Annotated in this window: 20 protein-coding genes; 7 read left to right on the plus strand and 13 right to left on the minus strand. The window is 38.5% G+C overall.

Annotated features, from left to right (window positions below; all coding sequences use genetic code 11):
* The first annotated feature begins 52 nt into the window (after nucleotides 1–52).
* Nucleotides 53–493, plus strand: coding sequence for a cell wall hydrolase (locus ACH0CI_RS08080; protein ID WP_013083968.1), 441 nt, complete (start codon nucleotides 53–55; stop codon nucleotides 491–493).
* A gap of 141 nt (nucleotides 494–634) precedes the next feature.
* Here ACH0CI_RS08080 and ACH0CI_RS08085 read toward each other — a convergent pair whose 3' ends face one another.
* The 10 genes from ACH0CI_RS08085 to gvpA form a co-directional block, all read right to left on the minus strand.
* Complete coding sequence (locus ACH0CI_RS08085; RefSeq protein ID WP_033580515.1) at nucleotides 635–1159, minus strand: hypothetical protein; 525 nt, start codon at nucleotides 1157–1159, stop codon at nucleotides 635–637.
* Between the two features lie 145 nt (nucleotides 1160–1304).
* Nucleotides 1305–1433: a hypothetical protein gene (locus tag ACH0CI_RS08090; protein ID WP_255219776.1), complete on the minus strand. Its 129-nt coding sequence runs from the start codon at nucleotides 1431–1433 to the stop codon at nucleotides 1305–1307.
* Between the two features lie 32 nt (nucleotides 1434–1465).
* Complete coding sequence (locus ACH0CI_RS08095; RefSeq protein WP_013057928.1) at nucleotides 1466–1783, minus strand: gas vesicle protein; 318 nt, start codon at nucleotides 1781–1783, stop codon at nucleotides 1466–1468.
* Between the two features lie 14 nt (nucleotides 1784–1797).
* On the minus strand, nucleotides 1798–2082 hold the full coding sequence (locus ACH0CI_RS08100; protein ID WP_406901236.1) for a gas vesicle protein K: 285 nt from the start codon (nucleotides 2080–2082) through the stop codon (nucleotides 1798–1800).
* Complete coding sequence (locus ACH0CI_RS08105) at nucleotides 2072–2323, minus strand: gas vesicle protein (protein WP_033580517.1); 252 nt, start codon at nucleotides 2321–2323, stop codon at nucleotides 2072–2074. Before ACH0CI_RS08105 ends, ACH0CI_RS08100 begins: the two co-directional genes overlap by 11 nt.
* The gene (locus tag ACH0CI_RS08110) at nucleotides 2320–3144 is read right to left on the minus strand and encodes a GvpL/GvpF family gas vesicle protein (RefSeq protein ID WP_406901237.1); all 825 of its coding nucleotides are present in this window, start codon (nucleotides 3142–3144) and stop codon (nucleotides 2320–2322) included. The genes ACH0CI_RS08105 and ACH0CI_RS08110 overlap by 4 nt, the downstream gene beginning before the upstream one ends.
* Before the next feature lie 11 nt (nucleotides 3145–3155).
* A complete protein-coding gene (locus ACH0CI_RS08115; protein WP_033580519.1) occupies nucleotides 3156–3413 on the minus strand; it encodes a gas vesicle protein GvpG in 258 nt (85 codons plus the stop codon).
* Nucleotides 3410–4180 carry a GvpL/GvpF family gas vesicle protein gene (locus ACH0CI_RS08120; RefSeq protein ID WP_335707581.1) on the minus strand — a complete coding sequence of 257 codons (771 nt, stop codon included), beginning with the start codon at nucleotides 4178–4180 and terminating at the stop codon, nucleotides 3410–3412. The genes ACH0CI_RS08115 and ACH0CI_RS08120 overlap by 4 nt, the downstream gene beginning before the upstream one ends.
* 23 nt (nucleotides 4181–4203) lie before the next feature.
* The gene (locus ACH0CI_RS08125) at nucleotides 4204–4467 is read right to left on the minus strand and encodes a gas vesicle protein GvpO (protein WP_013057922.1); all 264 of its coding nucleotides are present in this window, start codon (nucleotides 4465–4467) and stop codon (nucleotides 4204–4206) included.
* A 23-nt stretch (nucleotides 4468–4490) separates the two neighbouring features.
* A complete protein-coding gene (gvpA, locus tag ACH0CI_RS08130; RefSeq protein ID WP_029714942.1) occupies nucleotides 4491–4769 on the minus strand; it encodes a gas vesicle structural protein GvpA in 279 nt (92 codons plus the stop codon).
* A 436-nt stretch (nucleotides 4770–5205) separates the two neighbouring features.
* On the opposite strand from gvpA, the gene ACH0CI_RS08135 reads away from it, so the two are divergent.
* A complete protein-coding gene (locus ACH0CI_RS08135; protein ID WP_406901238.1) occupies nucleotides 5206–6030 on the plus strand; it encodes an SPL family radical SAM protein in 825 nt (274 codons plus the stop codon).
* Between the two features lie 37 nt (nucleotides 6031–6067).
* Here ACH0CI_RS08135 and ACH0CI_RS08140 read toward each other — a convergent pair whose 3' ends face one another.
* Both ACH0CI_RS08140 and ACH0CI_RS08145 read right to left on the minus strand, forming a co-directional pair.
* Entirely contained in the window at nucleotides 6068–6451 is a 384-nt protein-coding gene (locus ACH0CI_RS08140) for a nuclear transport factor 2 family protein (RefSeq protein ID WP_028414480.1), read from the minus strand.
* An 18-nt stretch (nucleotides 6452–6469) separates the two neighbouring features.
* Nucleotides 6470–6949: an RrF2 family transcriptional regulator gene (locus ACH0CI_RS08145; RefSeq protein WP_406901239.1), complete on the minus strand. Its 480-nt coding sequence runs from the start codon at nucleotides 6947–6949 to the stop codon at nucleotides 6470–6472.
* A 70-nt stretch (nucleotides 6950–7019) separates the two neighbouring features.
* On the opposite strand from ACH0CI_RS08145, the gene ACH0CI_RS08150 reads away from it, so the two are divergent.
* Both ACH0CI_RS08150 and ACH0CI_RS08155 read left to right on the plus strand, forming a co-directional pair.
* Nucleotides 7020–8093, plus strand: a complete 1074-nt coding sequence (locus ACH0CI_RS08150) for a LacI family DNA-binding transcriptional regulator (RefSeq protein ID WP_406901240.1) — start codon at nucleotides 7020–7022, stop codon at nucleotides 8091–8093.
* A gap of 272 nt (nucleotides 8094–8365) precedes the next feature.
* Nucleotides 8366–9049, plus strand: a complete 684-nt coding sequence (locus tag ACH0CI_RS08155) for a TerC family protein (RefSeq protein ID WP_028414478.1) — start codon at nucleotides 8366–8368, stop codon at nucleotides 9047–9049.
* Between the two features lie 38 nt (nucleotides 9050–9087).
* Here ACH0CI_RS08155 and ACH0CI_RS08160 read toward each other — a convergent pair whose 3' ends face one another.
* Nucleotides 9088–9639, minus strand: coding sequence for a helix-turn-helix domain-containing protein (locus tag ACH0CI_RS08160; protein WP_335707577.1), 552 nt, complete (start codon nucleotides 9637–9639; stop codon nucleotides 9088–9090).
* A 95-nt stretch (nucleotides 9640–9734) separates the two neighbouring features.
* Here ACH0CI_RS08160 and ACH0CI_RS08165 point away from each other — a divergent pair, with 95 nt between their 5' ends.
* The 3 genes from ACH0CI_RS08165 to ACH0CI_RS08175 all read left to right on the plus strand — a co-directional run bounded on the left by ACH0CI_RS08165 (nucleotide 9735) and on the right by ACH0CI_RS08175 (nucleotide 13137).
* A complete protein-coding gene (locus tag ACH0CI_RS08165; RefSeq protein WP_033580524.1) occupies nucleotides 9735–10460 on the plus strand; it encodes an AzlC family ABC transporter permease in 726 nt (241 codons plus the stop codon).
* Entirely contained in the window at nucleotides 10457–10786 is a 330-nt protein-coding gene (locus tag ACH0CI_RS08170; RefSeq protein WP_048018926.1) for an AzlD domain-containing protein, read from the plus strand. Before ACH0CI_RS08165 ends, ACH0CI_RS08170 begins: the two co-directional genes overlap by 4 nt.
* A gap of 452 nt (nucleotides 10787–11238) precedes the next feature.
* Nucleotides 11239–13137 (plus strand): endonuclease MutS2, encoded by a 1899-nt coding sequence (locus ACH0CI_RS08175; RefSeq protein WP_406901241.1) that lies wholly within the window; start codon nucleotides 11239–11241, stop codon nucleotides 13135–13137.
* Nucleotides 13138–13182 lie beyond the last annotated feature (45 nt).

The raw sequence follows: 13182 nt of genomic DNA on the forward strand, positions 1-13182 counted from the left end.
ACAGTGACATCAAGACCGGCTTTTTTTCATAGTATATTTTTGGGGTGAAAAAATGCCAAGAGTAAATTATCGAGATTCAGACGTTGCTTTAATGGCAAGGATGATGAGAGCAGAAGCTGAAGGCGAAGGAAAACAAGGTATGCTGTATGTTGGAAATGTCATTGTAAATCGCCTTAAAGCAAACTGTTTAGATTTCAAGAATTTAAGATCCGTTCCGCAAGTTATTTATCAGGTGCAGGGAGGCAACTATTCGTTCGAGGCTGTTCAAAAAGGAAATGTATTTTATCAACGAGCAAGAGGTGTTGAAAAAAGGTTAGCCAAAAAGAATTTGGATTATTGGAGAGAACACCCGGGGAAATATGCACTGTGGTACTTTAATCCATCCGCTCCATGCCCTCCAACATGGTACGGTCAACCCGCTTCTGGTCAATACAAAAATCATTGCTACTATGAGCCAAAGCCTGGAACATGCGCTAGCGTTTATAACGGGTAGATAGCTTAGAAGATATGCTGCGCTTTGAAAGTCTGGCTTCAAATCCAAACCTTTAGCTGCAGGTGACAAGGTAATCCTTCTTCATATAATAAGAGAAAGCCCTCTTTTCATAAAGAGGGCTTTTGCTAATTGGTGCATGTCTCATTTTGCTTCAAATTTTATGTTTTTACCAGCAGCAAATTCGGATTGATCCTTCGCTTTTGTATCCTTTACCACCCAGGACGTCTTTACCTTAGCTGCTGCTAAAATATCTTTGATTTGCTTATCGGTTAAGCCTTTCGTATAAAGGACAAATTCCCTTGTATAGATGTTTTTGTTTTCTTGCTCTTCATCTGCACCGCTGCCAAACCAATATCTTGTTTGCTGATCGTCTTTCATGTTATTAAAAGCTTCTTTATAGTTAGGTAGCTTAACTTGAATATCCGACAGGTAGTTCGTACCGCGTAAAGTAAGAGTCATATGTACTTTGTGAAAATCTTTTTTAGAAGGGCCTGTTAACCCTGATGTTCCAACTTCACTAAATTCTTTTTTTGTCAGCGGTTTAACTGTAGTAGAAACAGAAACTTTTGGATCTGAATTATTTGTCACAACGTCTTCGGTACTGCAGGCACTTAAAATGAACAGCGTTAAAAGAGCATAAACTGCTCCCATCACTTTTTTCTTCATGCTCGTTCTCCTTTGTCATTAATAGATAATGGTACTCATTCGCCATGTTCATTATCTTTACCTTTATTTGTCTCAACGTCATGATTAATGAAGAAAAATATAGAAACATTAAAAAGAGAAATGCCGAGGCATTTCTCTTTTTGTTCTATGAGTCTGGATTAAGCGAAGTATGCGTATACTCCGGCATACGCTCTTCTTTTTCCGTTAGTTGAGTATCGGGGCTTTGCTGCTCTTGTGAAACAGGAGACAGCGTGGATTTTTGTTCATGATTCATGTTTGTCATTCCTCCTTCTATGAAGTGAGCTGTTAATCAAGCGAAAGCAAATCATCTTGAATTCGCTGTGTTAAAGAGGCAACTTGCTGCGTTAAACTGTCATTTTCCGCCTGGAGTTTTTGATAAGACTGATTTGCTTTTGAACATAGGTAAGGATCTGTTTCCCACCAGTCCATGCCAATTTCTCGTGCTTTATCAATAGAAGCGACAAGCAGCCGGATTTTTATGGTTAAGAGTTCGACATCAGCAATTTGCACTTTAATATCTCCAGCAATAACAAGACCTTTATCTAATACTTTTTCCAATACTTCTACAATGGTGCCCAGCTGCCCGTTATGTTCCGCCGCCATTTTTTCACTCCTTGTTATAACACTTTTCCCAGCGGACCTAGATCAATATTTAAATCTTCATTTGTAAAGTTAAACACTGATTTTAGCTCCTCCATTTTGTTCTCTAACTTCATCAACGCCACGCCCAGATCTTCGATTTGAGCGTCCGTCAGGTTTCCGCTGTCGACTCGGCGAATCGCATGTTTTTCAATGAGCTGCCGCAGCAATTCAATGACGGTTAAAACAAGCTGTGCTAGGCCGTGTTCAGCATTTTCCGCACTCAGCTCAATGCGACCGTTCCGTTTAGGGCTATTTTCCATTTCGCAACGCCTCCGTTTCCTGTTCAAACTGCTGAGAAGAAATGATTTGACGATCATGAGAGCCTATCAGCGTTTCTACAGAAGAAATCAGTACGCGCAGATCAAGATAGACTAAATCAATTCCGGCAATTGAAATCAATAAATCACCTTTAATGGCAATTCCTTTATCGAGGATCACATCTAATATATCAATGAGGGCAATGTCTTTTTGCTCGAGCGTTTGTTTTCGCAGCGATGTCATCCCGCATCTTTCTCCGAGGGGAGAGTGTCGATATGATAAGCAGGCCATGGTCCTGTTACTTCAATGTTCAGTCCCATGTTTTTGTAAAGCGCTTGCTTGTTGCTAATGGCTTTTAGAAACGATTCCACATTGCTCTTGGACAAAAGGTAGATGCTGTTCCAGCACATGCTGTAGCTGTCGCCGGTTATTTTTTGACTCCAGTTATTTTTGATTGTGTGGTAAGCGGCGTAGGGACTTATCTCACTGTGCAGGTGATCACAAAGCGAAAGCTGCTCTTTTTCTGTTTCTTCTTCAATCAGCCTTTCTATCTTTTTACGTTCAAAAAACTGCCTGCCCGGAGGTAACGTATTTATTTCTTCTTTTTTCTTTTGGATCGTTTCACTGTATGTCAAGAGGTAGCTCTTTAAATGATTCGTATGGGCATACACTTTTATATTCCATTCTTCAGATTTTTTTAAAAGCTGAAGAGAAGAGAGGGTTTTTTCTTTGTTATCGACAATTCTTTTTTGGCAGCTGTCCTTGCTTTTATAGACAGTACAAAATTTCATTGGAAGAAGCGTGTAGTGCTTCTGTAAGAAAAGAAGGGTCTCATGGTGATGCATAGCCTTGTCTTGCAGCCATTTCATATCTTGCTCTATCTTTTCTTTTAGCATTTCTTCTGAATACTCAACGCTTGGCAAATCGCATACGAATGCGGTAATATCATCAAAGCAAAGAGTATAGATAGGGTTGTTCTTGTCCATGCCTTCAAGCGCGGGGAAGGCAATTTGCTTAGTTTCTTCGGTTGGAACTAGACCATATAAATAAATGAGCTTTTCCATCTCTTTCAACCTCACTTTTGTTTCTTCGTCATTGATTCCCATCTTTTTAATTCATGTTCTTTTGCTGCTTCATACCTAAGCAGCAGTTCTTTTTCTTTTTCCATATATGCATCTTCTGGTATTTCTCCAAGCTCATACATCATTTGAAGATGAACGATTTTTTGCTGAATAAAAGAAACGTCATACAGTTCCTTATCCGCTTCTTCTTTGATTTTTTGCCCAACTTTAACAATGAGCGTGACAGGAGATAACAGCAGTTTATGAATCATACATTCTCTTCTACTTTTAATTGAATATTGATAAAGTTATAAGCGGCCCACGGTCCGGAATATTTAAAATCGGCTTTGTGCTTCCACTTTTCATACAGATCATTTACACGTTCATCAAACGCTGCTTCTTTTTCTCGGTCAATTAAAAAAGAAGCATTCAAAAGCATCGTTTCGACAATAGGAGGGTTAAGTCTAGACGCTTCAGCCATCGGTTCTAAATGTTGATACAGCTCTTTTTTACAGTCATGCTGAAGCTTTAAAAAGAATTTCTGAGCTGTTTCTCCGTGCGCAATTTGTTTATAAAAATCAGCACTGGCAGAACGCGCGTTTCGTACTTGCTGCAAAGAAGAGTCTTGCCCCACTTTTTGTTTCAGCCAGTCCGCTTTCCCAATTACTTTTAGTCCGACTTCTATTTTTCCTTTTAACTGTGGGAAAAGGGAGGAGAACTGTGGATATAAGTTTTCTAACAGCATTTCAACATCTTGTTGACTATGAAATACATTGCCAAAGCTGATTGGAATAACCGAATCATGCTTATTCATTACTTTGGAAATCACCTGCTGGTGCGCTGTGACATTCTCTTTGGTAGGGTGATAAATTTTAAGAGGAAAGGCAGCGGCCACTATAGCTGAATCTCGGTAGTGAATGGTAAAAGTAGCTCTTTCTTGATGATCAATCGTGACGCTGCCAAACGTATGCACCTCCGTGGCAGGAATGCTGCAAAAAATGTAAATGCCCGTTGCTTCACTCATCGATTTCTGTTTCATTCCTTTCCTTTAAAATAATAGGCTTACTTCTCTGCTGGGGAGCTTCGGTAGCGCAGGCTGGTACGTGAAAAAGACGTAATGTTATGCTGCTTATTGACCAGCACTTCATAGATACCAAGCAGTTCATCTTTTGCATAGCGCCTCATATACTCCTGTTCTTCAAAAGCTTCAAGTGTTATTTTCCATCCTCCATTTTGAATCGATTCATACGAAATAATTCGATGAGGAGGAGCGACGTGTTCTTTAAAAAAATCAGTCACGGATTCCATGATTTCGGCTACTTTCACTTCTCTAATCCACCTTTATGAGTTTATAAATCTAAATCTTGCAAAAGGTTTAGCTGTTCAAGTTTGTTTCCGCTGTTATTGGAAGAAAGGAAATCTTCTCTTTCGTTATGAAGCAGCCGAATGGCCTCAGCGTACCTCAGCCATGTGTCCACGCTCGCAATCACGATTCTAGCTTCAATGGTAATCAATTCAATACCAATAACGGAAATACGAGCGAATACGTCAATTACCACACCTTTATCTAAAATGCGGTCAACTACTTCAGCTAGACTAGAACAATCGTTTGATTTGTTAATCGTCATGATGAAAACCCTCTCATGTTGCATAGTAGAATAGATGCGTTTGCTAATCTTGCTATTAATGTGCGTGATGTTGTAAAAAATATACAAATAAAACGTGCATAAATGTAAAAATAGTATAAAATACCATGATTATTTTTGTGTAGATACGGGTAGAGTTAAGTACATTACTTTTATCCATTGATGATTGAAAACACATACATAAAAAACAAAGGGAGTGGAGAAAGATGAGAAAAGAAGAGCAGCCGGTATTATCTGATTTTATTGAAAAGGACCAATTTGAGTTAAATTCATATTTAACCTCTTTACTTGAAACGACAAGTGAAAAGAAAGAAAATCAAAGTTGATGAGTTGAAAACATAAAGGGCTACTTTCCATGTGGAAAGTAGTTTTTTCATTTGTGAACTTGATATACTTATTGGACAAAGAGGTGAGAAAGATGAACCAAAAAGACGTGGTTTCGAAAAGTATTTTAACAAAAGCGACCGGCTTTTTGGCATCCGGTTATACTCATAGTTTAAATCCGTATGCTGGATGTACATTCTCCTGCAAATTTTGCTACGTACGAGAACTGCCAATTCAGCGTTTTAAAGAAATGGAGTGGGGAACGTGGTTAGAGCTGAAAGTCAACGCAGCTGAAGTCTATCAAAAAGAAATACAAAAACTGCGAAAAAAAGAGCAGCCGGTGTACATTTTTATGTCTTCAGCGACAGATCCCTATCAGCCGGCTGAGCGTAAAGCAGGCATCACTCGAGCTCTTTTAGAAACAATGATCAATCATCCGCCTGATTTTTTACTGATTCAAACAAGATCGCCGTTTGTGACGAGAGATATTGATTTGCTTTTACAGCTTCAAAAAGTATGTGACCTTCGCGTATCGATGACTATTGAAACAGACCGAGAAGATGTAAAACAAATTTTTTCTCCTTATGCTCCGGGGATGAAACTTCGTATGAATGCGTTAAAAAAAGTAAAAGAAAGCGGAATTTCAACGCAAGTAGCCATTGCTCCAATGCTTCCTTTCACGCCTGAATTTCCTGAGAAAATAGAAGGAATGATGGACCGGATTTGCATTGATACCTTGTACTTAGGAGACGGTTCCTTAGGGAAAACGTCTAAAAGGCTAGGGATGCCGGAACTATTTGATCAGCACGGTTTCCTAGACTGGTATGACAAAGACATTCATATCAAAGCCATTCGTTATTTTGAAAAATTTTATCCTTCTTCAATGATTTATCTTTCTCAAGAAGGGTTTGCGCCGTAAAAAAAGAAGGGCCTATATAGCCCTTCTTTTCTCCATATTAATTTTTATACGTATCAAACATGTTTGTGTCATCAGGTACGTTTTCTAAATAACTGATCTTCCCGTTTTTATCTAGCTTAGCAATATCTTTTCCTGTTTGAGTAAATACGCTGCCAGATGCACGTTTTCCGCATACTGCCCAAGGCGTTTCAAACATGTCTGTACCTTCAACTGCTTTCCAGCCTTCGAACATATGCTTAATATCAGCATTTTCTTTAAAAACCATTTTCACAAACAGCTTCCAGTTTTCAATGCCTTGCTTTTCGTGGCCGTTTAAGACAAATACGATATCGTCTGAAAAAAGGCTCACCAATTCTTCAAATGCTTGTTCGCTTGTACGTGATTGATCGAATAAATCAAAATATCTATTTAAGTTTTCCATGATAATCTCCTTTGGGTGCTACAGCACCATTTTTTCTTCTACAGTTGCTTTTAGCATGTCCAGGTTTTCTTTTGGACATTTTTTATGAATTTCATTTGTAAGCGTGGCAATGGTTTGCCGTTTTAAAATGGACTGCCATGAAGATTCGGCTTCTTCCATTAAATCGGATAATAAGCAAATATTTTTGTCTTTTAAATTAAGCATATCGTGAAAAATACCGCTTGATGAATAAAGAGACTGCTTGCCTTCAATGGCTACGTATACGTCATAAATACGAATTTCTTCCGTCGTTTTCTTTAAGCGAAATCCACCTTTGCTACCAGGAACGGAAGCAAGTAAATCAGCGCTAACCAGCTTGCGAAGAAGCTTTTGAAAATACGTAGGCGAACCCCCAAGCTGAGTGCTGATAACATCTCCTGGCAGCACAGCTTTTTCAGGTAAAAACGTAAGCAGCAAAATAGCATACACCGATTGCTCAACGCCTGTTTTCATATGCAAAAACATCATCTCCTGCCATATGTGTACAATATGGATAATGATTATCCATGTTTAGGTTATCATACCGCTTATGAATCAAAAAGTAAAGCAGTTACTTAATATACACGCGATATTCGTGTATACTGTGAAAGAAGCAGCAACAAAATACGGAGATGAGAGAATGACAACTATTGCAGATATCGCTCGGCTTGCAGGAGTAGCAAAAAGCACTGTATCCCGCTACCTTAACGGAGGGTCTGTGAGCGATGCGACGAAACGAAAAATTGAAGGAATTATTAAAGAGACAAACTATAGCCCAAATGCTTTTGCTCAAAGCTTAAAAGCAAAAAAAACAAATATCATCGGTGTCATTGTTCCTCGCATGGGTTCTTTTGCGACTTCCCGCACATTAGATGGTATTGACCAAGAACTTAGAGACCACCACTATCAAATGATTGTTTCCAATTCTAATCAAGATTTAGAAAGAGAAATTGAAAATATTTATACGCTGGCTAAGCAGAAGGTAGCCGGTATTATTTTGCTTGCCGTTCAGATTACAAAAGCTCATTTGGAAGCGTTCCGTACGATTTCAATTCCCGTTTTGCTAATTGGACAGGAGCATAAAGAAGTTCACAGTTTAATTCACCAAGATTACGAGGCTGCATGCGATATTGGAAGGTACATAGGGGAAAAAGGGCATAAAAAAATTGCTTTTTTAGGCGTAACTGAAAAGGACATAGCTGTAGGAGTAAAGAGAAAAGAAGGGGTAAAGCAAGGTCTTAAAGACAGCGATTGCGAAATCCGCTGTTATGAAACAAGCTTTAACATGAGCGATGCAATCGGGGCAGCTACGGCAGTGATGAAAGAATTTAACCCGTCCATGATTGTATGTGCGACCGATAACATTGCGCTTGGTACGTTAAAGGCAGCTTATTTAAACGGACTGCGCGTTCCTGAAGATGTATCCATTACCGGCTTTGGAGGCTATGAAATTACAGGTGTGATTCATCCGAGCTTAACAACCGTAAAATATTACTATAAAGAAGCGGGCCAAATGGGAGCACAGCGAATTATCAAGCTAGTTAACGGCGAAGAAGTCGAAAAGCTTACACTTTCTAACTATGAATTGATTGAAAGAGAAAGCGTTGACGATCGTTTTACATAAAAAATGATTGACAGAATGTAGGAGATGCTATAGTATAAATGGTGTAAATACAAACAAATAATTGAACGTATCTCCTAAAGGGGAGTAGCTTTAACAGCAAAGTCGTCATTACAGAGATTATCTCTCGGCTTTGTTGGCGACATTATGTTGTTAGCAAGACCTTTACCGCTTATTTGGTAAGGGTCTTTTTTGTATTCAATTATAAAAAAGGAGGAAAAGGCTCGGACATTTAGAGGAGAAACGCTACATAAAAAGAGAAGGTGGAGGTAACTATGGAGGAACTAATTGGCGTATCAGTGCAAGGTTTGCTGCAAATTATTTTTCTTGATTTAATTTTAAGCGGAGATAACGCGATTGTGATTGCAATGGCGGCTCGTAACGTACCAAAAGACTTACAAAAAAGAGCGATTTTAATTGGAACAGGCGGCGCGATTGGTCTTCGATTATTATTTGCGGCTATTATTGTCCCATTATTAAAGATTCCATTAATCGGAGCGGTCGGCGGCTTGATGCTAGTCTGGATCGCGTATAAATTATTAGCCGATAATCACGAACACGGCGATAACCCTCAAGGTGGAGCAACGGTATGGAGTGCGGTTAAAACGATTATTATCGCAGATGCGGTCATGTCATTAGATAACGTATTAGCTCTAGCTGGTGTAGCTCATGAATTTGTTCCAATTATGATTGGTGTATTAATTTCAATTCCGATTATTATTTGGGGAAGCAGCTTTATTATGAAAGCAATGGAAAAATTTCCGATTATCATTTACGCTGGAGCGGCGATGCTCGCATGGTCTGCTGGAAAAATGATTGTTGAAGATAAAATTATTGGTGGATTTGTTCCAAGTACAGCTTTACATCTTGCTGTTCAAGTTATCTTAACGATTGCAGTTGTAAGTATTGGATACATGAAAAACAAAAAAATGAAAAAAGAACAAGCCCACGCAGCTTAATAAAAAAAGAGCGTACGGATGATCCGTACGCTCTTTTTTCATGATTCGGGATAGTGCATAAGTAAAAAAAAGCTTGCTTCTTCTTCAGATGAATTGATATAGCTGTGAGAGGTATTTCCTGAAAAATGCAGAGCGTCTCCTGAGACTAATTCATGTTCTTCACTTTCAAAACGAACCGTTAATTCTCCTTCTTTAATAAGTAAGTATTCATCTCCTAAGTGAGTTTTTGCTTCATGCACGCATCCGGGCTTTAATGTGACAATGTAAATTTCAAACTTTTTTTCCGGGTGATAAGGAAAAAAAGAATACACTAAGTAATCACCTTTGTTGTCCGTGATGGGATCTAGCTGTTTTATGCTTACTTTCTGCACATGCGGAGTGTCTTCTTTTATAAATACAGAAAAAGAGACTTGAAGGCCGTTCGCAATCTTCCAAAGCGTAGTAACTGTCGGACTGGATTTACCTTTTTCAATTTGTGCAAGCATTGCTTTGCTCACACCTGTTAATTCAGAAACTTGATCAAGCGTCAAATTTCGATTTTTTCGTAGTTTAACAAGATTTTTAGCAATAATATCTTGAATCGCGTCCATTGTTGTACTCCTTTAATGATTATAAAGATAGTATAACATACCGTTGTTTAATATAACGTATAGATGTATAATATAACAGAAAAGGAGGGAGTACGGTGATCGCAGAAAAAGCAGTACAGCAGAGAGAAAAAGTGGATCTAACGTTCAGACAAGGGGCCAAGGACTGTGTCCCTACGCTACTCGGTTACATAAGCATAGGGCTTGCCGCCGGGATTGTCGGCGTGTCCTCGCATCTTTCCGTTATGGAAGTTACTTTATTATCAGCGCTCGTGTATGCCGGGGCTGCTCAGTTTATTATTTGTGCACTGATGGTTGCGAACAGTTCGATTTCAGCTATTATTCTCACAACATTCATCGTTAACTTACGACATTTTCTTTTGAGTGCTACGGTCGCGCCTAAATTCACAAAATATTCGTTATTAAAAAACGTCGGAATTGGAGCACTTCTGACGGATGAATCATTTGGAGTGTCTTCAAATAAAATTGCAAAAGGGGAGCCAATTAATGACCGCTGGATGAACGGATTAAATATAACGGCTTACGTCAGCTGGATTATCGCCTGTACGATGGGAGCCATTTTTGGGCATTTGCTATCTGACCCGGAAGCCTTTGGATTTGATTTTGCCTTAACGGCTATGTTTTTAGCTCTGCTTGTTTTACAAATCGAAAGCGTGTTACCTTCAAAACTTAATCATTATTTACGTTTAATTCTTTATATGGCGATTATTATGATTGTGCTGTCTTTTTTGGTACCTTCACATGTAGCTGTCTTAATTTCAACGATTATTGTAGCGACGATTGGGGTGGTGACGGATAAATGAGTATCCACTATTCAACACTTATCATTATTTTAGGATGTGCCCTTGTTACCGTAGTTCCTCGTATTGTTCCGTTTTTAGTTGTGCGTAACATCGCGCTACCAGAACCCGTATTAAAATGGCTGTCCTATATTCCTATTTGTATTTTAACAGCACTTGTTGTACAGAACTTTATCATTCAAACAAATGACAGTGTGAAAATTAACTGGCCCGTCATCATCGTAGTCATTCCGACCTTACTGATTGCGCTGAAAACAAAAAGTTTATCTCTCACCGTTATTAGCGGAGTTGGAATGATGGCGCTGCTTCGTTTTTTTCTTTTTTCATGAAAGTTCAAGTTATGCTCTTAAGCTTTTTTACTGTCTCCTTTACGCACGCTTTTTCATATAGTATGATAAGAGTGTAAATTAGAAGCCAATGAAAACTAAAATATAGATGAGGTGCTTTTATGAGCGGAGTAGTATCTAACTAGGAACAATTGAATGAAATAAATTAAATAAGCAAGACGGGTATTTTTTTGAGAGTAAAGGTACCCTTTATTTGCCTATGGATTTATTTCACTGCCTATGAAGATACCTACAATGCTTTATAAAGGGTTCGGCATTTGTCGCGAAAAAGGCGTCTGTTTTTACAGAGCTTTCTTTCGTGATATGTGTTTAGACACCTTATGAACGCAAAAAGCTGTGGGATCACCACAGCTTTTTTTGTTTACCTTTTTCATTGCCTTCTAATAAATAGGTATCTTCATATGTGATGACAAATCATAGTGAGGAGAAAAACCATGAATACGATGACATTTGAAAAATTGCAGTATCATCAATTAAAAGAAATCGTAAAAGCTCACTGCGTAAGTGAGCTGGGAAAACAATTAATGGATAAACTTCAGCCGAGCACATCTCTTAAAACAGTAAAAAACCGACTTAAAGAAACAACGGAAGCACGAAGACTTCTAGATGCTGAGAAATCACTTCCCCTGTCAGGTGTCTCAGGTATAGGAAGAGTCATCGAAAAGCTTGAAAAAGGCATGATTTTAGAGCCTGAAGAGCTAATGCGAGTATCCGATTTTTTAAAAGGCTGCAGAAAAGTAAAACAATATATGGTCGATAAAGAATTTTTTGCTTCGCTCTTAAGTTCCTATGCCCATTCGATGAAAGAACTGACAAGTATAGAAGAGGAAATTAATTTTGCGATCAAAGCTGGAAAAGTAGACGCTGCGGCAAGCAAAGAGCTCAAACGTATCAGAAGACATATAGAAGGAACGGAAGCTAAAATTTCAGAGCAGCTTGCGAAATTTTTACGAAACGGTAAAAACAAAGAGTATATTCAAGACTTCTTCATTAGTAAAAAAGGAGACCGCTATACGATTCCGATCAAGGCATCCTATAAAAATCATGTTGGAGGAACGATTGTTGAAACATCTTCTAAAGGGTCAACAGTGTTCATAGAGCCGGCATCTATTACAAAGCTGAATGCGGAACTAGCAATTTTGAAAGCAGAAGAAGAGGTAGAAGAATATCAAATTTTAGCGTCTTTAACAGGTTTAGTGTTAGAGAAGCTAGCTGATATTCATATTAATTTAGAGCTAATTAGCCAATACGACATGGTGTTTGCCAAAGCAAAATACAGTAAACAGGCAGACGGAATCGAACCTAAAATTAATGATTATGGATATATTCATTTAAAAGGCGCATATCACCCGCTGTTAACTGGTAAAATTGTTCCGCTTCACTTCGAAATTGGCGAGAATTATCGAAGCTTAATTATTACGGGACCTAACGCAGGAGGAAAAACCGTTGTCTTAAAAACGATTGGGCTACTGACACTCGCTACAATGTTAGGATTTCATATTACAGCTGAGGAAGGAACAGAAATTGCATTGTTTGAACATATTTTTGTCGATATCGGCGACAACCAAAGTATTGAAAATGCGCTGAGTACCTTTTCCTCACACATGAAAAATATATCGGCTATTTTGCAAAAAGCAACGAACAATACGCTGCTCCTATTCGATGAAATTGGGAGCGGCACCGAACCGAATGAAGGAGCTGCACTTGCGATTGCGATCTTAGAAAAGTTTTATCATATGGGCTGCATAACGGTCGCGACTACGCATTACGGAGAAATTAAGCGTTTCTCAGAAATTCATCCTGACTTTATGAATGCCGCGATGCAGTTCAACAGTAAAACATTAGAACCGCTGTATCAGCTGTTAATTGGCACATCTGGAGAAAGCAATGCGCTCTGGATTTCAAAGAAGATGAAGGTAGAAGAAGAGATTTTACAAAAAGCAAAGTTCTATATGGAAAGCAAATCGTATGATACAGAAGTTGTCAGAGAAAATAAAATAAAAAAACCAACTGTTTTGAAGGAAAAGAACAAAGACCGTGTTGAATACCAAATAGGAGATCGAGTCAAACTGTTAGATTATGAAAATCATGCGATTGTTTATAAGTCTAAAGACAACACAAACACTATAGTCGTACTCTATCAAAATGAGTTAATTGAAGTAACCGTTAAGCGAGTAGCTCTTGAAATCAAAGCTGCTGAATTATATCCCGAAGGCTATGACCTCGATTCTTTATTTATTAGCTATAAAGATCGAAAAGAGCAGCACGATCTGCAGCGAGGATCAAAAAAAGCATTGCGGAAAATTGAAAAAGATATACGGGAAAATAGGTAAAACAAAAGCCCAGCACTTATAGGAAAGTGCTGGGCTTTTGTTTTT

Origin of the sequence: Priestia sp. 179-F W1.4 NHS, assembly GCF_045369295.1 — a bacterium.
GTDB classification, from domain to species: Bacteria; Bacillota; Bacilli; order Bacillales; family Bacillaceae_H; genus Priestia; species Priestia zanthoxyli.

What these genes read in the sequence shown, in the direction of transcription:
- ACH0CI_RS08080 (WP_013083968.1), top strand. Translation starts at nt 53, where the DNA reads ATGCCAAGAGTAAATTATCGAGATTCAGACGTTGCTTTAATGGCAAGG.
- ACH0CI_RS08085 (WP_033580515.1), bottom strand. Translation starts at nt 1,159, where the DNA reads ATGAAGAAAAAAGTGATGGGAGCAGTTTATGCTCTTTTAACGCTGTTC.
- ACH0CI_RS08090 (WP_255219776.1), bottom strand. Translation starts at nt 1,433, where the DNA reads ATGAATCATGAACAAAAATCCACGCTGTCTCCTGTTTCACAAGAGCAG.
- ACH0CI_RS08095 (WP_013057928.1), bottom strand. Translation starts at nt 1,783, where the DNA reads ATGGCGGCGGAACATAACGGGCAGCTGGGCACCATTGTAGAAGTATTG.
- ACH0CI_RS08100 (WP_406901236.1), bottom strand. Translation starts at nt 2,082, where the DNA reads ATGGAAAATAGCCCTAAACGGAACGGTCGCATTGAGCTGAGTGCGGAA.
- ACH0CI_RS08105 (WP_033580517.1), bottom strand. Translation starts at nt 2,323, where the DNA reads ATGACATCGCTGCGAAAACAAACGCTCGAGCAAAAAGACATTGCCCTC.
- ACH0CI_RS08110 (WP_406901237.1), bottom strand. Translation starts at nt 3,144, where the DNA reads ATGGAAAAGCTCATTTATTTATATGGTCTAGTTCCAACCGAAGAAACT.
- ACH0CI_RS08115 (WP_033580519.1), bottom strand. Translation starts at nt 3,413, where the DNA reads ATGATTCATAAACTGCTGTTATCTCCTGTCACGCTCATTGTTAAAGTT.
- ACH0CI_RS08120 (WP_335707581.1), bottom strand. Translation starts at nt 4,180, where the DNA reads ATGAAACAGAAATCGATGAGTGAAGCAACGGGCATTTACATTTTTTGC.
- gvpA (WP_029714942.1), bottom strand. Translation starts at nt 4,769, where the DNA reads ATGACGATTAACAAATCAAACGATTGTTCTAGTCTAGCTGAAGTAGTT.
- ACH0CI_RS08135 (WP_406901238.1), top strand. Translation starts at nt 5,206, where the DNA reads ATGAACCAAAAAGACGTGGTTTCGAAAAGTATTTTAACAAAAGCGACC.
- ACH0CI_RS08140 (WP_028414480.1), bottom strand. Translation starts at nt 6,451, where the DNA reads ATGGAAAACTTAAATAGATATTTTGATTTATTCGATCAATCACGTACA.
- ACH0CI_RS08150 (WP_406901240.1), top strand. Translation starts at nt 7,020, where the DNA reads ATGAATCAAAAAGTAAAGCAGTTACTTAATATACACGCGATATTCGTG.
- ACH0CI_RS08155 (WP_028414478.1), top strand. Translation starts at nt 8,366, where the DNA reads ATGGAGGAACTAATTGGCGTATCAGTGCAAGGTTTGCTGCAAATTATT.
- ACH0CI_RS08160 (WP_335707577.1), bottom strand. Translation starts at nt 9,639, where the DNA reads ATGGACGCGATTCAAGATATTATTGCTAAAAATCTTGTTAAACTACGA.
- ACH0CI_RS08170 (WP_048018926.1), top strand. Translation starts at nt 10,457, where the DNA reads ATGAGTATCCACTATTCAACACTTATCATTATTTTAGGATGTGCCCTT.
- ACH0CI_RS08175 (WP_406901241.1), top strand. Translation starts at nt 11,239, where the DNA reads ATGAATACGATGACATTTGAAAAATTGCAGTATCATCAATTAAAAGAA.